Genomic DNA, 18,276 nt, shown 5'->3' on the forward strand with positions numbered 1-18,276 from the left:
CAAACGCTCTACTGAAAAACAACCGAAAATGGGTCCCAAAGATGGCTTGATCAAAACGGATACTCTAGCGGTTGGCCGCAACGGAAACGCCCAACATATCCGGCAGGGTGTTCGGAGCCGCCTGCGCTGCACCAATGATCATTGGCAGCGGAACGGGTGCCTTCGGTTCTGCGGCAATGGTAAAGTTGCGCGGATTATTGAGGAAGGTGTTGATTGCTGCCGATACGCTGTTCTGCAGAGCAGGCATGTTCAACTGAGCCATCATGAGGGGCGCCATGCCCTTGAGCATCATGGCCATCTGCTCGCCTGACACGCCCTGTGTCTTTCCAGCATAATTGAGGGAGCGCTTGGTGATGCCATCATCATCGAAGCTGATCTTGGCACTGTTGAAGCTGAGCTGCTGAAGCAGGCCAAGCATGGCAAGGCCAGCCGCCTGCTGTGCCGCTTCCTTGTTTTCTGTCTGCTCCATCGCCTTTGTCGTTTCACGCAGAGATTTCAGAAACTGCATCGTATAGCCGGACACGCTGGCTTCGATGTTCAGACGCCCGATATTGGCAAAGTCGAATGCATATTCCGTCATGCTGATCGTGCCGGAGTCGATCTCCCAGGAGCCGACCATGCTGATATTGCCATCGATCTTGGTGAGCCCGAGGCTTTCAATGGTTTCCTTGGACTTCGGATCGTCAATGGTCGTAAGATCGACTGAAACGCCATCGATTGTTCCGTCGAAGCTGAGTGTCGAATCGTCTTCTGTCCGCTCCATCGAAAACGACGTTTCGCGAATGCCGAGGACCTGTTTACCCTCCACGGAAACGGTCATTGGCCCGGAGTGACCTTCTTCATAGGTCAAAAGCGAATCGATCGTGTCGCCGTTCACATCGCCGGGGATATAAAGCCCCGTCAGGTACATGTCTTTTGCGGTGAGTGTGGTTTTATCTTCCGTCAGATTGATGTCCTGAAACGAAGCCTTCTCGATGGTGTATCCGCCAGCATCGTCTTCCTCGACGCCGTTGAGCGTTACATCGCCAAGCTTCACGCGTGCATCGGGCGTTGCCCCTGCCTTTCCGACACTCATTCCCTTCAGGGTAACCGTGGAGCCATTCACATCAATGGAGCCAACGGCAATGTCGCCTTCCTGGAGATTGAAGCCGGCCGTCAACTTTTTCACGAGATCATTGCCGTCGAGGGCGAAGGCAGGAGAGGCCGCAAGCCAGAGGGCTGTGCCAGCAAAAAGGAACCGGGTGGATCGAATGTGCATCATCTAAAGTATCCTCCAGCGGCCCGCTGGGCCTGCTAAACTGTTTCCGGGTGAAGTTATATGCAGTGCCACGAAAAGGTCCATGGGGCCTTGCGCGTATAAGTTCAGATTTAGGCAGAGACGCGACCCGATTGGATGCCACACTCCTATGCAGGCGTGGTGTGCATCTTGCGTCATCCACAGGCTGCTTCCGGGCTTTTCTTGCCGGGAATCAGGCTTTCCGGTAGTCAAGAGGCATGGGAAAAAATCTGACACCTCCGCCCGGTGATGAAGGCGGCGACAACATCCTGCCGGTGGACCTTAAGGCGGCGCTCGAAGAGCGTTACCTCGCCTATGCGCTTTCCACCATCATGCATCGCGCTCTGCCGGATGTTCGCGATGGTTTGAAGCCGGTTCACCGCCGCATTATCCACGCCATGAGCGAAATGGGTATCCGGCCAAATTCCGCGTTCAAGAAATGCGCGCGTATCGTCGGTGATGTGATCGGTAAGTTCCACCCGCATGGCGACCAGTCGGTTTATGACGCATTGGTGCGTCTGGCGCAGGATTTCTCCCAGCGCTATCCCGTGGTCGACGGACAGGGCAATTTCGGCAATATCGACGGCGATAGTGCCGCCGCCTATCGTTACACCGAAGCACGCATGACGGATGTCGCGGCGCTGCTGCTGGAAGGTATCGATCAGGATGCCGTGGATTTTCGCCCCACCTACAACGAGGAAGATGAAGAGCCGGTCGTCCTGCCCGGCGCCTTTCCGAACCTGCTGGCCAATGGCGCATCCGGTATCGCTGTCGGCATGGCAACCTCGATCCCGCCGCACAATGCGCATGAGTTGTGCGATGCAGCGCTTCACCTGATCAAGCACCCGGACGCAACGGTCGAGAAGCTGGTGGAGTTCATCCCCGGCCCGGATTTCCCAACCGGCGGCATTATCATTGACGGTCGCGAGTCCATCATCGATGCCTACAAGACCGGTCGAGGCGGCTTCCGCGTTCGCGCCAAATGGGAAACGGAAGATCTTGGCCGTGGCGGCTATCAGATCGTCGTAACCGAGATACCGTTTCAGGTTCAGAAGTCGCGCCTGATCGAAAAGATCGCCGAACTGCTGATTGCCCGCAAGCTGCCGCTTCTGGAAGATGTGCGCGATGAATCCGCAGAGGATATTCGCGTGGTGCTGGTTCCCAAGAACCGCACGGTCGATGCCACGCTGCTGATGGAATCGCTGTTCCGCCTGACCGAGCTGGAAAGCCGTTTCCCGCTGAACATGAACGTTCTGTCCATGGGCCGCGTGCCGCAGGTCATGGCGCTCAATGATGTGCTGCTGGAGTGGCTGCAACACCGCAAGGAGGTGTTGATCCGTCGTTCGCAGTTCCGTCTGGCGGCCATCGAGCGGCGTCTGGAAATCCTGGGCGGCCTCTTGATCGCCTATCTGAACCTGGACGAAGTTATCCGCATCATCCGCGAGGAGGATGAGCCGAAGCCGGTGATGATCGCGAAGTGGGCGCTGACCGATATTCAGGCGGAAGCCATTCTGAACATGCGTTTGCGCAATTTGCGCAAGCTCGAGGAATTCGAAATTCGCAAGGAATTCGATGAGCTGACGCAGGAAAAGGCTGAAATCGATTCACTTCTGGCCTCGGATGCCAAGCAGTGGAAGGTTATCGAGCATGAAATTCAGGATGTTCGGAAGAACTTTGCCAAGGGTAAGGGCAAGCCCTTCGCACGCCTGACGCAGTTCGCCGATGCTCCGGCGGCCGATATCGAGGCCATTCAGCAGGCGATGATCGAGAAAGAACCGATCACGGTGGTCATCTCCCAGAAGGGTTGGATTCGTGCGCTCAAGGGGCACATCTCGGATACGTCCGGTCTGACCTTCAAGGAAGGCGATGCACTGAAACTGGCGTTCCCGGCGCAGACAACAGACAAATTGCTGCTGCTGACCACGGGCGGCAAGGCCTATACGCTGGGGGCCGACAAGCTGCCCGGCGGCCGCGGACATGGCGAGCCGATCCGCATCATGGTGGATATGGAGAACGATCAGGACGTGCTGACCGCCTTCGTGCATGATGCATCCCGCAAGCTGCTCCTGTCGTCCACCGTTGGCAATGGCTTCATCGTGGCGGAAACCGATCTTGTGGCCAATACCCGCAAGGGCAAGCAGGTTATGAATGTCGCCATGCCGGATGAGGCGAAGCTGGTGGTTCCTGTGTCTGGCGATCACGTGGCTGTGGTCGGAGAAAACCGGAAGCTTCTGGTGTTCCCGCTGGCACAGATCCCGGAAATGAGCAGAGGCAAGGGTGTGCGCCTGCAACGCTACAAGGACGGTGGCATTTCGGATGTTAAGTTCTTTGCGCTAGCCGATGGCCTCACTTGGGAAGACAGCGCAGGCCGCGTCTTCTCCAAGAACAAGGACGAGCTTCTGGAATGGATGGGCGACCGCGCCAGCGCGGGTCGCAGCGTTCCCAAGGGATTCCCGAGAAGCGGCAAATTTGGCGGGTAGGGGGCCGGGTGATCCTCACCCGGTTTCCGTGATGCTTTACGCATGCGCCTTTAGAGCCAGTACCTGTGATGCGGGTCACGCCTCTGGAGCGGAACCTGAATTCTGCTCGGGCGTGAACAGTTCCCAGCCGCGTGGCGTCAGGTGTTCCTGCGGCTGAAAGCGCGTCTTGTAGTGCATCTTGGCAGATCCCTTTACCCAGTAGCCGAGATAGACATGCGGCAGACCGAGCTGACGCGTGCGGGCAATGTGGTCGAGGATCATGAAGGTGCCGAGTGAGCGTTTTTCCATGTCCGGGTTGAAGAACGAATAGACCATGGACAGCCCGTCGCTCATCAGATCGGTCAGGGCCACTGCAATCAACTCGCCTTTCGGCTGGTCGCCTATGCCCTGACCGGGAACACGTTTCCGGTATTCGATCAGCCGGGTGTTGACGTGGGTGTCTTCCACCATGATCGCATAGTCGAGCGCCGACATATCCGACATGCCGCCGCTCTGGTGACGATCATCCAGATAGCGTCGAAACAGTGTGAATTGTTCGCTGGATGGCTGCGGTGAAGCCATGGTGCCGACGAGATCATTATTGGCGGCCAGTACCTTCCGCATGGTGCGGTTCGGCTCGAATGCATTGGCCAGAATACGTACGGAGACACAGGCGCGGCATCCCTCGCAGGCCGGTCTGTACGCGATGTTCTGAGAGCGGCGGAAACCGCCCTGGGTCAGCAGATCATTCATTTCCGCGGCCCGCGGACCAACCAGATGGGTGAAGACCTTACGCTCCAGCTCACCCGGCAGATATGGGCAAGCCGCCGGTGCCGTCAGATAAAACTGCGGAGATGGCGTTGCCTGTGTATTCATCAGCGCAGTTTGCCCTTTGCTCTCTCTCGTCAGGCGGATGTGCCTTCCGGATGCGATGAATCAATAGCATGGCGCAAGTTGGGGAAACGTCAACCGAGGCGGTGAAACGTTTCCCTTATTTGATGTTAATTTGTCCGAACAACCACCGTGCCGAGCAGGAGATCGTGCACGAGGCGCGAGCGTTCGACAAACAGGCCGGCCAGCAAGATCAGCGGCGTGAGGATGGAGTTGAGGATCCAGAACAGGACCATATGGACCACGGCGGTCATGAAATCGATCCGGCGTCCGTCGAGGCGCACCATGGCAATGCCCGCAGCCCGCATGCCCGGACTTGCCTGGCTTCGTCCGCCGAGCGTCAATCCGAAATAAACGAGCGCGGTCAGCACAAACAGGGCGGGGTAAAGCGCAAAACCAAGGCCAAGCGTGATGATGCCCAGGAAAAACACGACAATAGCCGCGGGAATGCACAGAAGCAGCACGAGCATATAGTCAATGATGAAGGCAAACACGCGGCGGGACAGCACGCCGCTATAGGCGCGCCAATCTTCCGGTGCGGCAACGACGGGGCTGTTATCCATGGACATCAAGGGTCTCCCTCAGTTAGGTGCGATAGATATGGGAAGCCTCAGAGGTGGCTGCAATATCAGCGGCCCCGGAGCCACCCGGATTTAGCTTCGCCCCAACTTCCTGGCGACCTCGATCGCGAAATAGGTCAGGATTCCATCGCAGCCCGCGCGCTTGAAGCAAAGCAGGGTCTCCATCATGATCCTGTCCCCGTCGATCCAGCCATTCATGGCCGCCGCCTTGATCTGGGTATATTCACCGGAAACCTGATAGGCAAAAGTGGGCAGGCCAAAAGCCTCCTTCATGCGCCAGCAGATGTCCAGATAGGCGAGACCGGGCTTGACCATCAGCATGTCTGCGCCTTCGTCCACGTCGAGCGCCGCATCGCGAAGCGCTTCCGTGGCATTGGCCGGGCTGATGTAATAGCTGTTCTTGTCACCCTTCAACAGGCCGCCCGTGTTGATGGCTTCCCGGTAGGGCCCGTAGAAGCCGGATGAAAATTTCGTGGCATAGGACATGATGCCAACATCCTGATGGCCCGCCGAATCCAGTGCGCGGCGAATGGCACCGATTCGCCCATCCATCATCTCTGAGGGAGCGATAATGTCTGCTCCGGCATCCGCCTGAAGCACGGCGGCTCTCGCCACCTGATCGACCGTCTCGTCATTGACGATGATGCCATCGCGCATGATGCCGTCGTGACCGTGGCTGGTGAAGGGATCGAGCGCGACATCCGTGATGATGCCAATGTTGGGCACGGCCTTCTTGGCCGCGCTTGTGAAGAGATTGATGAGGTTGTCCCGCTGGAGGATCTCCGAGCCGGTCGGATCGCGCTTTTCCATTTCCACATCCGGGAATGGCGCGATGGCCGGAATGCCGAGATCGGCCGCTTCCTTGATGGCCTCCACTGCCTTGTCCACGCTCATGCGGTTGACGCCGGGCATGGCCTTGATCGGATCGACGATATTGGTGCCCGGCACGATGAAAATGGGCCAGATAAGATCATCCACCGTCAGCCGGTTTTCCTGAACCAGACGACGCGTCCAGTCTGCCTTGCGGTTTCGCCGCATACGACGATGGCCGGTGATTTCATCCACGAGATGGGTCTTGTCGGACATGGGAGACCTCCTCTTATCTGTCATTGATGGTTCCGGTTACCATGCGTGCCCGTCGAACGCGAGAGGCAACGCGGTCGCGGTCTGGCGGCAAGCCCACAAGCTGTTTATCCTGTCTGCATGGAACATGATTCACCGCATACGCCTCAGCGCAGCCTTACCGAGATCCTTTTCGTGATCTTCCTGCGCATTATCGCCCTCGCTTGCCTCTGGTTCGGATTGCAATACTGGGCCATGCTGGTGGGCTATTCCCTGGACGGACGCGCACGCTTCGATCTTCTCAGCCTGCCGTGGCGGGTCGCGGGCTCCGTCCTGGCGGTGGTTTTTCCGGTGGCATCCATCGGCTTGTGGATGGCGACCTCCTGGGGGCCGGTGCTGTGGGCTATCGGTGCGGGAAGCCAGTTCCTGATGTATCAGGTGTGGCCGGAAATCTTCGGCAGCAACCTCATCATGCTCCTGCTGCATGGGCTCGTTGCCGCTGTCTATATCCTCTTTCGCATTGCCCTCTGGCTGGAGGAAAAGCGCAAAATCGAGGAGAGGGTAAGGATTGGTTAACTCTGAATATTGAGAGAATTCGCCGGATTTTTTCTAAAATTATATCTTTAACCCATTGATTTCTATGAGTGCGCCCTCAAGAAGGCGAGGGTATGTCAGACCTCCGGGCCACTCGGGAACTGCCGTTAACCAAGTGTTAGCCGTATGTTTTAAGTCGAATTTTATGGGCCTTTGATAGTCTCATTCACAAGGCGGGAATAAAACAGACACCGCCAAACAAAACAGTGAGGCAGACATGTTGAACACCAAGCTCAAGGCTCCGGCCACTTCAGTCGATACGCATGAAGAAGCCATCCGCGACCTCTACATGGAGTCGCTTCATCTGGTGGAACGTCTCCATCGCCGCCTTCTCGATGTTATCAAGGACGAGTTCGACCGTCAGGGCCGTGACGATGTCAACGCCGTTCAGGCGCTCCTGCTTTTCAACATCGGTAATTCTGAACTGACCGCTGGTGAGCTGCGTTCGCGTGGCTATTACCTCGGATCGAATGTTTCTTACAATGTCAAAAAACTGGTGGACCTCGGTTTTATCAACCACCAGCGCTCGCGTATCGACCGTCGCTCTGTCCGCATCAGCCTGACCAAGGCCGGACAGGAAATCGCGGAAGTTGTGGGCAAGCTTTACGAGCGCCACATTGCCTCGATCGAAAAAGTTGGTGGCATCGGCGAATCGGAATTCCAGCAGATGAACAAGCTGCTCCAGCGCCTTGATCGCTTCTGGAACGACACCATCGCCTACCGCATGTAATTCTCTCCTTGCTGGCCAGTGAACCCGATCCACAAGCGTTCAGCCGGCGCGAGACAAGACCCGATTAACACCTCCAGATATAGCGAAGCCGGATGCCTTCCCTGCCATCCGGTTTTCGCTATTTTCGCATCTGGATCTTTTTGCATTCGGTCACGTTTTCACACGCAGCTGTGACCAAATTTCTCCTGACAAGAATTGGCCATATTGCTATGTGACCGCCAATACAGGTTGTGGCACGAATTCTGCTTGCGGTGTGCGTTACTCGCGAAGGCGGAGCGGCCCTGGAGGACAGCCTCCACGACGCTTTGTTAACCATATCCGCGTATGGCATGCTGGATAGTGCCTCGGATCAGATGGATCGGATGATGTCGAAGAAGAGCGAATTCGAATTTATGTCCCGCAGATCGCTGTTGCGATCAGCCGTTTCCTTGGGTGCCGCTTCGATTGCGGCTCCGGTTCTGGCGCAGGACGCGCTTCAGGATATCATTTCCTCGCCTCGGCGCGGCACATGGGACGACCAGTTCGATTCCAATGCCGCTTCGCGTGCGACGGTCAACGTGGTGTCCAACAACCCGGTTCTCGGTTCCCAGTCGCCTGCCTATATCCAGCAGGCCATCGGGCAGTACCAGTCCATCGTTGCCAATGGCGGCTGGCCGCAGGTCACGCCGGGGCAGGCGGGCTTGCGCATCGGCAATGCCGATCCTGCGGTTCAGCAGCTGCGCCAGCGCCTGATGATTGCGGGTGATCTGCCGCAGTCTGCGGGCATGTCGACCTCCTTCGATTCCTATGTTGAAGGTGCCGTGAAGCGCTTCCAGGTTCGGCATGGCCTGCCGGCGGATGGCGTTCTGGGAGAGTTCACGCTGAAGGCGATGAATGTTCCGGCCGATACGCGCCTGATGCAGTTGCAGACGAACCTTGTGCGCGTTCAGTCCATGTCCGGCGACCTCGGGCTGCGGCATGTCATGGTCAATATCCCGGCTGCCTATATCGAGGCGGTCGAGGCAGATCGCGTTGTTCTGCGCAACACCGCCATTGTCGGTCGTATCGATCGCCCGACACATCTGGTCAACTCCAAGATCTACGAAGTCATTCTGAACCCTTACTGGACTGCGCCGCGCTCGATCGTCGAGAAGGACATCGTGCCGCTGATGCGTAAGGACCCAACCTATCTGAAGCGCAACAATATCCGTCTCTTCGATGGCAGGGGCCAGGAAGTTGCGCCGGAAACGGTTGACTGGAACGCGCCAAAGGCGCCGAACCTGATGTTCCGTCAGGACCCCGGCAAGATCAACGCCATGGCGTCCACCAAGATCAACTTCCACAACAAGCACGGCGAGTATATGCACGACACGCCGCAGCAGGGCCTGTTCAACAAGCTTATGCGGTTTGAATCCTCTGGCTGCGTGCGCGTTCAGAACGTGCGCGATCTCGTTAGCTGGCTTCTGCGCGACACGCCGCCGTGGAGCCGCCAGGAAATCGAGCGCGTGATCGCAACGGGTGAAAACACGCCGATCAAGCTTGCGCAGGAAGTGCCGGTCTACTTCGTCTACATCACGGCCTGGTCTGCCAAAGATGGCGTGGTGCAGTTCCGCGATGACATCTACCAGCGCGATGGCGCGACGGAAGTGGCACTGGGCACCAAGACGGGCATGGAGCAATCTGCCGGTGCAATTGATGAGGACATGTTGCCGCAGCAATAAGGAGCGGCTGAACAAGGAAACCATAAAGCGGGCCAATTGGCCCGCTTTTGCGTTGGCGATGTTCGCAAATGACATGTTTCACGTCGCGCCTCGCGCTTTAGTCACATCTTGTTCTGATGCCAAATGCGCAAGACATATTGCCCTTGTGCGGCAGTATCGCTAAGACCCCATCGCATCAATTTTTGCAGGAGCCCCGTCATGTCGCATAGAGATGCATTCTTCTCCCGTTCGCTGGCCGAATCCGATCCGGAAATCTATGGCGCGATCGAGAAGGAGCTGGGTCGCCAACGTCACGAGATCGAGCTGATCGCATCGGAAAACATCGTCTCTCGCGCTGTTCTGGAAGCGCAGGGTTCCATCATGACCAACAAGTATGCGGAAGGCTATCCGGGCAAGCGCTATTACGGCGGCTGCCAGTTTGTCGATATCGCTGAGGAACTGGCGATCGAGCGCGCGAAGAAGCTGTTTGGCGTGAACTTCGCCAACGTTCAGCCGAATTCCGGTTCGCAGATGAACCAGGCGGTTTTCCTGGCTCTGCTGCAGCCGGGTGATACCTTCATGGGTCTCGATCTGAACTCGGGCGGTCACCTGACGCACGGTTCGCCGGTCAACATGTCCGGCAAGTGGTTCAATGTCGTATCCTACGGTGTTCGCGAGGAAGATCATCAGCTCGACATGGACGAAGTCGCCCGCAAGGCGGAAGAGTTCAAGCCAAAGCTCATCATCGCTGGTGGCACGGCCTATTCCCGCATCTGGGACTGGAAGCGCTTCCGCGAGATTGCCGATTCCGTCGGTGCCTACCTGATGGTGGACATGGCCCACATTGCCGGCCTCGTGGCTGGTGGCGTTCATCCGTCTCCGTTCCCGCACTGCCATGTGGCCACGACGACAACGCACAAGTCGCTCCGCGGTCCGCGCGGTGGCATGATCCTGACCAATGACGAGGATCTGGCGAAGAAGTTCAATTCGGCTGTCTTCCCCGGCTTGCAGGGTGGCCCGCTGATGCACGTTATCGCGGCGAAGGCGGTTGCCTTCGGTGAAGCGTTGCAGCCGGAATTCAAGGACTATGCGGCGCAGGTCGTGAAGAACGCGAAAGCGCTCGCACAGACCCTGATCAACCATAATCTGGATATTGTATCCGGCGGCACCGATAACCATTTGATGCTCGTGGATCTTCGTAAGAAGAACGCGACCGGCAAGCGTGCGGAAGCCGCTCTCGGTCGTGCATACATCACCTGCAACAAGAACGGAATTCCGTTCGACCCTGAGAAGCCTTTCGTTACCTCCGGCGTCCGCCTCGGCACCCCGGCTGGCACGACACGCGGCTTCAAGGAAGCGGAATTCACGGAAATCGGTAATCTGATTGTCGAAGTGCTCGATGGTCTGAAGGTTGCTAATTCCGACGAGGGCAATGCAGTGGTGGAAGCTGCCGTGCGCGAAAAGGTTGTTTCGCTCACAAACCGCTTCCCCATGTATCCCTACATGTAAGAGGCTAAGGATCAGATGCGCTGCCCCTATTGCGGTTCCGAAGACACACAGGTCAAGGACTCGCGCCCGGCGGAGGATTTCACCTCCATACGTCGGCGGCGCATCTGCCCGGATTGCGGCGGTCGCTTCACCACTTTCGAGCGTGTGCAATTGCGCGAGCTGATGGTGGTGAAGAAGACAGGCCGCAAAGTTCCTTTCGATCGCAACAAGCTTGTGCGTTCCTTCCAGATTGCCCTGAGAAAGCGGCCTGTCGATAATGACAGGATCGAACGTGCGGTCTCTGGCATTGTGCGCCGTCTGGAAAGTTCAGGCGAGAGCGAAATCAATTCCGAGCAGATCGGTCTGCAGGTTCTTGAAGCGTTGAAGAGCCTGGATGATGTGGCCTTCGTGCGCTACGCATCGGTTTATCGTGATTTCTCCCATGCCGAAGACTTCGAAAAGGTCATTTCGGAAATCACCGCCAAAATCGGGCGCGATTCCACTGTGGAGTCCTGAGCCGTGGTTTCGCCCACGGACGATCAGCGCTTCATGGCTGAGGCGATTGAGCTTTCCCGTCAAAATACTGGCCTCACTGAAACAAACCCTTCCGTTGGCTGCCTGATCGTCAGGAACGGCCAGGTTCTCGGCAAGGCCGTCACTGCTGTTGGCGGAAGGCCGCATGCGGAAACTCAGGCGCTTGCCATGGCTGGCGATGGGGCGCGTGGCGCAACCGCCTATGTCACGCTCGAACCCTGCTCGCATTATGGGCGCACGCCGCCTTGCGCCAACGCCTTGGTTGCCGCCGGTATCTCTCGTGTTGTTGTGAGCCTCAAGGACCCGGACCCTCGCGTCTCCGGTCGTGGGCTCGCCATCCTTGAAGAGGCTGGCATTGAAGTTGTCACGGGTGTTTTGGAAGATGAGGCGCGAGATGCCCTGCGCGCTTACCTCATGCGTCAGGTCAAGGCCCGGCCCTATGTGACTCTTAAGCTTGCTGTTTCGGCTGATGGCATGATCGGCAAAACCGGAGCGGGGCAGGTGGCGATCACCGGACCGCTTTCGCGCGCGCAGGTTCATGCCATGCGGGTGGAGATGGATGCCATTCTTGTGGGCATTGGCACGGCGCTTGCGGATGATCCTGAACTGACGGTGCGTTTGCCGGGCCTTGAGCATCGCTCGCCTCTTCGCATTATTCTGGATCGGAAATTGCGGCTTCCACTGGATAGCAAGCTGGTGCGCACGGCGCGTCAGGTGCCTGTCATGGTGGTTGGAGATCGCTTTGCCGAAGGTGCGGAAGCGCTCAAGGCCGCTGGCGTGGAGATTGTCGATCTACCTGATCTGGCGTCACTTCTGTCGGAGCTCGCGCGCCGCGGTCTTTCCTCTCTTCTGGTTGAGGGAGGGGCGGAAGTGGCCAAAGCGTTTCTGGGTGCCGGTCTGGTCGATCGCATCGTTCTGTTCGAAGGGCCGGATGCGATCGGTGAGGGCGGCATTGAAACGCCTGTCGCGCAAGACGATATTCCTGCCGAGTTCAATCTGGTTCGGCGGTTAAGCTTTGGTGCAGATCGCTGTTGCGAATATGAGAGGAAGTTCGAATGTTCACCGGTATCGTGACGGATGTTGGCAATGTCGCAGCTTTGACGCCGCTGGCCGAAGGGGTGCGCATTCGCGTGGCAACCGGCTATGATCCGGCAACCATCGATATCGGAGCCTCCATTGCCCATGCAGGCGTCTGCCTGACGGTTACCAAGTTGCCGGAAAGCGGCAGCAATGAGCGCTGGTATGAGGTTGAAGCCTGGGAAGAGGCGCTGCGGCTCACCACAATTTCCTCCTGGACGGTCGGAACGCGGGTTAATCTCGAGCGTGCGCTGAAAATCGGCGATGAACTGGGTGGCCATATCGTCTCCGGCCATGTCGATGGGAAAGCGGAAATTTTGTCTGTTACTGCAGAGGGGGAGGCGGTGCGTATTCGCCTGCGCGCACCTCGACAGTTTGCCCGCTTTGTTGCGCCGAAGGGTTCTGTGGCGCTGGATGGCACATCTCTTACGGTCAATGCCGTGGATGGAACGGATTTCGATATTCTCTTGATCCGCCATACACTTGAGGTAACCACCTGGGGTGAGCGAAAGGCGGGAGACTTCGTCAATTTCGAGGTCGATACAATGGCGCGTTATGCTGCTCGCCTCGCGGAGTTCCCAGCGGCGTATGAGACGAAATAGCCTTCGGCTTATCGCCATAACCGCCAATTGTCCGGCGTGAATGGCGCGAGCCGCTACCGTCTTGCATGGCTGTATCCACGAAAATCGCTTGCCATTCTGCGCGCGGCATGGTTTGACCGCCCCAACTCCCAACATCTTAAATCGCAGCATTGCGACCAGGACGACCCATGACCGATTCTTTGAAGCCTCACCTGTTGATCGTGGAAGCACGATTTTATGACGACTTTGCCGATGCACTTCTGGATGGCGCGAAATCCGCCCTGGATGCAGCAGGCGCAACCTATGACGTTGTGACTGTTCCGGGTGCACTGGAAATTCCGCCCGCCATCGCAATGGCACTGGATGCGGCAGAGCAGGGTGGCGTCAATTATGATGGCTTCATTGCGCTCGGCATGGTGATCCGTGGCGAAACCTATCACTTCGATATCGTTGCAAACGAATCCTCACGCGCGCTGATGGATCTTGCCGTGTCGGAATCTCTGGCAATTGGTAACGGCATACTGACCGTCGAGAACGACGAGCAGGCCTGGGCGCGCGCGCGCAAGACCGACAAGGACAAGGGCGGTTTTGCTGCCCGCGCGGCGCTGACCATGATCGAGCTGCGCGAAAAACTGGGCGCCTGATCCATGTCCAAAGATCCCTTGCATCCGGTGAAACCCGCGAACCAGCGCGGGGCTGCGCGTTTGGCTGCTGTTCAGGCCCTTTATCAGATGGATATTGGCGGAACGGGCGTTCTGGAAGTTGTTGCTGAATATGAGCAGCATCGGCTTGGTCAGGAACTGGATGGCGATACCTATTTGAAGGCTGACCCGTCCTGGTTTCGTTCCATCGTTTCCGGCGTGGTCCGCGATCAGCAGAAAATCGACCCGCTGGTGCGTGCGTCCCTGCAGGAGGGCTGGCCGCTATCGCGCCTGGATTCAACGCTTCGTGCGATCCTGCGCGCAGGAACCTTTGAGGTTCTGGAGCGCAAGGATGTGCCGATCCCGGTGATCGTGACCGAATATGTGGAGATCGCACAGGCGTTCTTCGATGGCGAAGAGCCGAAGATCGTCAATGCGGTGCTCGACCGGATCGCCAAGCAGATCAGAGCAGAAAAGAAGTAACGGCAGGGACACATGGATAACGCTGGCGGCACGGCACTGGATAGGCAGATGAGTGCCGCGAAGCGGAATGTGTTTCTCCTTGCCTGTGCACAGGCAGTCATGGGTTCTGCCGCGCCGCTTGCCATTTCCGTCGGCTCGCTTGCGGGTTACCAGTTGCTCGGCGCGGATAAATCGCTGGCGACTGCACCGGTAACGGGCTTCAATGTCGGCACGGCTCTCGGGGCAGTCGGCATTGCCATTCTGTCTCGCTTTCTGGGCCGGCAATCGGCGTTCATGGTGGGCGCGCTTCTTGGCGCCGCCGGTGGCGGACTTGCGACAGTTGCGCTGTTCCAGGGCAATTTCTGGCTCTTTGCGGTTGCGCTTTTGCTGATTGGCATGAGCGGCGGCTTCACCCAGAAGATACGCTTTGCTGCAGCCGATGCCTCGCCCTCCCATTTCAAGCCCAAGGCGATCTCCTGGATTCTGGGCGCAGGCATTGTTTCGGCCATTATCGGTCCGCAATTGGCGATCTGGGCGAAGGATGTCTTCTCACCCATCACGTTTGCGGGCACGTTCCTCGCGCTCTTGCCGCTCAGCATCCTGGCGCTGGGCATTCTCTTTTTCCTCAAGTTGCCGGAGCCGGTGAAGGCGAACGAGACAAATGCGCCTGCACGCCCGCTACGCGAAATCATTGCCAATCAGCGCTTCGCAACCGGCATGATCTGCGGTATCGGCAGCTATGCCCTGATGACCTTCGTCATGACAGGTGCGCCCCTCGCCATGGTGATCGGCTGCGGCTTTCCCACCGAACTTGCGACGCTTGGCATACAATGGCACGTCATTGCCATGTTCGGCCCCAGCTTCTTCACGGGGATGATCATCAGCCGAATCGGGGCAGAGCGCGTGGTGGCGCTCGGGCTTGTCACCTTGATGGCCTGCGCCGTCGTAGCGCATATGGGTATTGAGCTGTGGAACTTCTGGGGAGCTCTGGTTCTGCTGGGTATTGGCTGGAACTTCGGCTTCATTGGCTCAACGGCCATTGTGGCTTCCACCTATCGCCCGCAGGAGGCAGACAAGGTGCAGGGCTTCCACGACATTTTCCTGTTCGGCATTGTCGCGCTTTCCTCCTTCTCTTCCGGCAAGGTCTTCACCTCCTACGGCTGGAGCTTCATGAACCTGTTCATCTGGCCGGTTGCGATCCTTTGCCTCGTGCTCATCATCATGCTCATGCTGCGCCGGAAAACAGACGCCGCTGTATGAAAATGGAGCGGATGCCCCGGTTCTTTGCCGTGTGCGCATATTTCCTTGACGACATTCGTTAACGCCCGCAATCTCGCAAGCGATCGGCCTGTACTGTTCTTGGGGAGAGGGGACGGTCTGCCGATCCAGCCGGTGCGATGTTGCAGCCGGCGTTTTGGGAGAGGAAATTCGTATGACAGTGATACTGGGAGTGATCGTCTGCGGGTTCTTATCGGTAGCCTACGCCATTTGGGCAACCAGATCGGTTCTGGCAGCAGATCAGGGCAATGCCCGCATGCAGGAAATCGCAGGCTATATTCGTGAAGGTGCGCAAGCCTATCTGACGCGCCAATATATGACCATTGCCATTGTTGGCGCTGTTGTCGCCGTCGGAACATGGGCGCTCCTGTCCGGGCTCGCGGCAATCGGCTTCATTATCGGTGCGGTTCTGTCCGGCGCGGCGGGCTTTATCGGCATGCATGTTTCGGTGCGCGCCAATGTCCGCACAGCGCAAGCCTCGTCCCATAGCCTGGCAGCGGGTCTCGATATTGCCTTCAAGTCCGGCGCAATCACCGGCATGCTGGTGGCTGGCCTGGCTTTGCTCGGTGTCTCGATCTACTTCTGGCTGCTGGTTTCCGTTCTGGGCCATGCGGTTGGCTCTCGCGAAGTGATCGATGCTCTCGTGGCGCTTGGCTTCGGTGCCTCTCTTATTTCCATTTTCGCCCGTCTTGGCGGCGGCATCTTTACAAAAGGCGCAGATGTCGGCGGCGATCTCGTCGGCAAGGTTGAGGCGGGTATTCCGGAAGACGATCCGCGCAACCCGGCCACTATTGCTGACAATGTGGGCGACAATGTCGGCGATTGCGCAGGTATGGCCGCAGACCTGTTTGAGACCTACGCGGTTTCGGTTGTGGCCACCATGGTTCTCGGTGCCATCTTCTTTGCCGGCGCGCCAGTGCTTGGCTCCGTCATGACCTATCCCCTTGCCATCTGCGCGGTCTGCATCATCACCTCGATCATCGGCACATTCTTCGTCAAGCTCGGCGCGAACGGGTCCATCATGGGCGCGCTTTACAAGGGGCTGATCGCAACGGGCGCGCTCTCCATCGTCGGGCTTGCCATTGCCACCATGATGACCGTCGGCTGGGGAACGATCGGCACCGTGGCGGGCCAGGAGATCACCGGCGCAAACCTCTTCTTTTGCGGCATTCTCGGTCTGGTCGTCACGGCGCTGATCGTGGTGATTACGGAATACTACACCGGCACCAACAAGCGTCCGGTCAACTCCATTGCTCAGGCCTCGGTGACCGGGCATGGCACCAACGTCATCCAGGGGCTGGCAGTCTCACTGGAATCGACGGCGCTTCCGGCCATTGTCATCGTCGGCGGCATCATCACCACCTATCAGTTGGCCGGCCTGTTCGGCACGGGTATCGCTGTCACCGCCATGCTCGGCCTTGCAGGCATGATCGTCGCGCTCGATGCCTTCGGTCCCGTAACGGATAATGCTGGCGGCATTGCTGAAATGGCGGGGCTGCCGCCGGAGGTGCGCAAATCCACAGACGCGCTGGACGCCGTTGGAAACACCACCAAGGCTATCACCAAGGGCTATGCAATCGGTTCGGCAGGTCTCGGCGCGCTGGTTCTCTTTGCAGCCTATGCCAATGACCTGAGCTACTTTGCCGCCAACGGGCAGCAATATCCTTACTTTGCCGATGTGGGCGAAATATCCTTCAGTCTTGCCAACCCTTACGTTGTGGCGGGATTGATTTTTGGCGGTCTCATTCCTTACCTGTTCGGGGGGATGGCCATGACCGCCGTTGGCAAGGCAGGCAGTGCGGTTGTCGAGGAGGTCCGTCGGCAGTTCCGTGAGAAGCCGGGCATCATGCAGGGGCTTGATAAGCCGGATTACGGGCGCGCAGTTGACATGCTGACGCGGGCGGCAATTCGCGAAATGATCCTGCCATCGCTTCTGCCGGTGCTTGCGCCGGTGGTCGTCTATTTCGGTGTCCTTCTGATTTCCGGGTCCAAGGCATCCGCATTTGCGGCACTGGGTGCTTCTCTCCTCGGCGTCATCATCAATGGCCTCTTCGTTGCCATTTCCATGACATCCGGCGGCGGCGCCTGGGACAATGCCAAGAAGAGCTTTGAAGACGGCTTCGTGGACAAGGACGGTACACGCCACATGAAGGGCTCGGATGCGCACAAGGCATCCGTTACGGGCGATACCGTGGGAGATCCCTATAAGGATACAGCTGGCCCTGCCGTAAACCCGGCGATCAAGATCACCAATATCGTGGCTCTCCTGCTGCTGGCCATTCTGGCTGCCTGATAGACGGACAAAACGACACGAAAAAACCCGCGAGCCTTGAGGCTTCGCGGGTTTTTCAAATGACTGATACGAGCGGTTAGCGGCTCAGCATGTTCTTGAAGGTGTTGGCTCCGCTGCTGGCTGCGCCTGCGCCGCCGCTGAGAAGCTGCTGCAGGAAGGTGAGGTCGCGGCCGCCTGTGGGGGTGGTACGGCTGATATTGTCAAACACCTTGCCATCCTTCAGCGTGTAGATCGCACGGCGGGCCACAGTGCCTTCCTTGTTGAAGTAAATGGCAACCACCGTCTGCTCCACGAGCTTGGGCTTCATGAAGGCTGCTGCGCGGTGACGCTTCTGAGAAATATAGTAAAAGACTTCGCCGTCGAACGTGGCTGTGGTGGAAGGCGTGCCCATGCTGAGCAGAACCTGCTCACGGCTCGAGCCTTCCGGGATCAGATCCAGGGAGTCCTTGTCCAGAACATAGCCATTATAGATCGTTTGACCGATATCCATGCTGGTGCAGCCGGAAACGCCAAGCGCGACTGCGACGGTCACCACGGCCACTGTGCTTTTCAAATTCAGGTTTGACCCAAATACGCGCTTCTTCAACACCTTGTCCTCATGTCTTCTTGCCGGTCGAGCGACAGCATCCCTGCTGCGATAGCATTGTGGC

Annotated in this window: 17 protein-coding genes; 12 read left to right on the forward strand and 5 right to left on the reverse strand. The window is 58.0% G+C overall.

The window, feature by feature from the left end:
* Positions 1 to 64 precede the first annotated feature (64 nt).
* On the reverse strand, positions 65 to 1,258 hold the full coding sequence (locus tag ACFSE1_RS00560) for an AsmA family protein (protein WP_377396522.1): 1,194 nt from the start codon (positions 1,256 to 1,258) through the stop codon (positions 65 to 67).
* Positions 1,259 to 1,494: 236 nt separating this feature from the next.
* Here ACFSE1_RS00560 and parC point away from each other — a divergent pair, with 236 nt between their 5' ends.
* Positions 1,495 to 3,756 carry a DNA topoisomerase IV subunit A gene (gene parC / locus ACFSE1_RS00565; protein ID WP_377395028.1) on the forward strand — a complete coding sequence of 754 codons (2,262 nt, stop codon included), beginning with the start codon at positions 1,495 to 1,497 and terminating at the stop codon, positions 3,754 to 3,756.
* Between the two features lie 75 nt (positions 3,757 to 3,831).
* Here the strand turns inward: parC and ACFSE1_RS00570 are convergent, their stop codons facing one another.
* The 3 genes from ACFSE1_RS00570 to hemB all read right to left on the reverse strand — a co-directional run bounded on the left by ACFSE1_RS00570 (position 3,832) and on the right by hemB (position 6,293).
* On the reverse strand, positions 3,832 to 4,611 hold the full coding sequence (locus ACFSE1_RS00570; RefSeq protein ID WP_377395031.1) for an arginyltransferase: 780 nt from the start codon (positions 4,609 to 4,611) through the stop codon (positions 3,832 to 3,834).
* A gap of 125 nt (positions 4,612 to 4,736) precedes the next feature.
* On the reverse strand, positions 4,737 to 5,195 hold the full coding sequence (locus ACFSE1_RS00575) for an RDD family protein (RefSeq protein WP_377395034.1): 459 nt from the start codon (positions 5,193 to 5,195) through the stop codon (positions 4,737 to 4,739).
* 84 nt (positions 5,196 to 5,279) lie between these two features.
* Positions 5,280 to 6,293 carry a porphobilinogen synthase gene (gene hemB / locus ACFSE1_RS00580; RefSeq protein ID WP_377395037.1) on the reverse strand — a complete coding sequence of 338 codons (1,014 nt, stop codon included), beginning with the start codon at positions 6,291 to 6,293 and terminating at the stop codon, positions 5,280 to 5,282.
* A gap of 117 nt (positions 6,294 to 6,410) precedes the next feature.
* Here hemB and ACFSE1_RS00585 point away from each other — a divergent pair, with 117 nt between their 5' ends.
* The 11 genes from ACFSE1_RS00585 (at position 6,411) to ACFSE1_RS00635 (ending at position 17,626) form a co-directional block, all read left to right on the forward strand.
* A complete protein-coding gene (locus tag ACFSE1_RS00585) occupies positions 6,411 to 6,845 on the forward strand; it encodes a DUF6163 family protein (RefSeq protein WP_377396524.1) in 435 nt (144 codons plus the stop codon).
* Between the two features lie 238 nt (positions 6,846 to 7,083).
* A complete protein-coding gene (gene ldtR, locus ACFSE1_RS00590; protein WP_377396526.1) occupies positions 7,084 to 7,593 on the forward strand; it encodes a transcriptional regulator LdtR in 510 nt (169 codons plus the stop codon).
* A gap of 365 nt (positions 7,594 to 7,958) precedes the next feature.
* Positions 7,959 to 9,293 carry a L,D-transpeptidase family protein gene (locus ACFSE1_RS00595; RefSeq protein ID WP_377395040.1) on the forward strand — a complete coding sequence of 445 codons (1,335 nt, stop codon included), beginning with the start codon at positions 7,959 to 7,961 and terminating at the stop codon, positions 9,291 to 9,293.
* A gap of 198 nt (positions 9,294 to 9,491) precedes the next feature.
* Entirely contained in the window at positions 9,492 to 10,781 is a 1,290-nt protein-coding gene (gene glyA, locus ACFSE1_RS00600) for a serine hydroxymethyltransferase (RefSeq protein ID WP_377395043.1), read from the forward strand.
* Between the two features lie 15 nt (positions 10,782 to 10,796).
* Complete coding sequence (gene nrdR, locus ACFSE1_RS00605; RefSeq protein ID WP_377395046.1) at positions 10,797 to 11,276, forward strand: transcriptional regulator NrdR; 480 nt, start codon at positions 10,797 to 10,799, stop codon at positions 11,274 to 11,276.
* A gap of 3 nt (positions 11,277 to 11,279) precedes the next feature.
* Positions 11,280 to 12,368: a bifunctional diaminohydroxyphosphoribosylaminopyrimidine deaminase/5-amino-6-(5-phosphoribosylamino)uracil reductase RibD gene (gene ribD, locus ACFSE1_RS00610; protein ID WP_377395049.1), complete on the forward strand. Its 1,089-nt coding sequence runs from the start codon at positions 11,280 to 11,282 to the stop codon at positions 12,366 to 12,368.
* The gene (locus ACFSE1_RS00615) at positions 12,350 to 12,973 is read left to right on the forward strand and encodes a riboflavin synthase (protein ID WP_377395052.1); all 624 of its coding nucleotides are present in this window, start codon (positions 12,350 to 12,352) and stop codon (positions 12,971 to 12,973) included. Before ribD ends, ACFSE1_RS00615 begins: the two co-directional genes overlap by 19 nt.
* A 167-nt stretch (positions 12,974 to 13,140) precedes the next feature.
* Entirely contained in the window at positions 13,141 to 13,596 is a 456-nt protein-coding gene (ribH, locus tag ACFSE1_RS00620; protein ID WP_377395055.1) for a 6,7-dimethyl-8-ribityllumazine synthase, read from the forward strand.
* A gap of 3 nt (positions 13,597 to 13,599) precedes the next feature.
* The gene (gene nusB, locus ACFSE1_RS00625) at positions 13,600 to 14,076 is read left to right on the forward strand and encodes a transcription antitermination factor NusB (RefSeq protein WP_377395058.1); all 477 of its coding nucleotides are present in this window, start codon (positions 13,600 to 13,602) and stop codon (positions 14,074 to 14,076) included.
* Positions 14,077 to 14,088: 12 nt separating this feature from the next.
* Positions 14,089 to 15,315 carry an MFS transporter gene (locus ACFSE1_RS00630; protein WP_377395061.1) on the forward strand — a complete coding sequence of 409 codons (1,227 nt, stop codon included), beginning with the start codon at positions 14,089 to 14,091 and terminating at the stop codon, positions 15,313 to 15,315.
* A 172-nt stretch (positions 15,316 to 15,487) separates the two neighbouring features.
* Complete coding sequence (locus ACFSE1_RS00635; RefSeq protein WP_377395064.1) at positions 15,488 to 17,626, forward strand: sodium-translocating pyrophosphatase; 2,139 nt, start codon at positions 15,488 to 15,490, stop codon at positions 17,624 to 17,626.
* Positions 17,627 to 17,702: 76 nt separating this feature from the next.
* Here ACFSE1_RS00635 and ACFSE1_RS00640 read toward each other — a convergent pair whose 3' ends face one another.
* Entirely contained in the window at positions 17,703 to 18,212 is a 510-nt protein-coding gene (locus ACFSE1_RS00640) for an outer membrane protein assembly factor BamE (RefSeq protein ID WP_377395067.1), read from the reverse strand.
* Between the last annotated feature and the right edge of the window lie 64 nt (positions 18,213 to 18,276).

This window comes from Affinirhizobium helianthi (assembly GCF_042680945.1).
GTDB lineage: Bacteria > Pseudomonadota > Alphaproteobacteria > Rhizobiales > Rhizobiaceae > Neorhizobium > Neorhizobium helianthi.

Bases quoted from the DNA above. Each gene is read 5' to 3' on its own strand.
- nrdR (WP_377395046.1), top strand. From the start codon at position 10,797: ATGCGCTGCCCCTATTGCGGTTCCGAAGACACACAGGTCAAGGACTCG.
- glyA (WP_377395043.1), top strand. From the start codon at position 9,492: ATGTCGCATAGAGATGCATTCTTCTCCCGTTCGCTGGCCGAATCCGAT.
- ACFSE1_RS00630 (WP_377395061.1), top strand. From the start codon at position 14,089: ATGGATAACGCTGGCGGCACGGCACTGGATAGGCAGATGAGTGCCGCG.
- ACFSE1_RS00570 (WP_377395031.1), bottom strand. From the start codon at position 4,611: ATGAATACACAGGCAACGCCATCTCCGCAGTTTTATCTGACGGCACCG.
- nusB (WP_377395058.1), top strand. From the start codon at position 13,600: ATGTCCAAAGATCCCTTGCATCCGGTGAAACCCGCGAACCAGCGCGGG.
- ribH (WP_377395055.1), top strand. From the start codon at position 13,141: ATGACCGATTCTTTGAAGCCTCACCTGTTGATCGTGGAAGCACGATTT.
- ACFSE1_RS00595 (WP_377395040.1), top strand. From the start codon at position 7,959: ATGTCGAAGAAGAGCGAATTCGAATTTATGTCCCGCAGATCGCTGTTG.
- hemB (WP_377395037.1), bottom strand. From the start codon at position 6,293: ATGTCCGACAAGACCCATCTCGTGGATGAAATCACCGGCCATCGTCGT.
- ACFSE1_RS00585 (WP_377396524.1), top strand. From the start codon at position 6,411: ATGGAACATGATTCACCGCATACGCCTCAGCGCAGCCTTACCGAGATC.
- parC (WP_377395028.1), top strand. From the start codon at position 1,495: ATGGGAAAAAATCTGACACCTCCGCCCGGTGATGAAGGCGGCGACAAC.
- ACFSE1_RS00615 (WP_377395052.1), top strand. From the start codon at position 12,350: ATGTTCACCGGTATCGTGACGGATGTTGGCAATGTCGCAGCTTTGACG.
- ACFSE1_RS00635 (WP_377395064.1), top strand. From the start codon at position 15,488: ATGACAGTGATACTGGGAGTGATCGTCTGCGGGTTCTTATCGGTAGCC.
- ACFSE1_RS00575 (WP_377395034.1), bottom strand. From the start codon at position 5,195: ATGTCCATGGATAACAGCCCCGTCGTTGCCGCACCGGAAGATTGGCGC.
- ACFSE1_RS00560 (WP_377396522.1), bottom strand. From the start codon at position 1,258: ATGCACATTCGATCCACCCGGTTCCTTTTTGCTGGCACAGCCCTCTGG.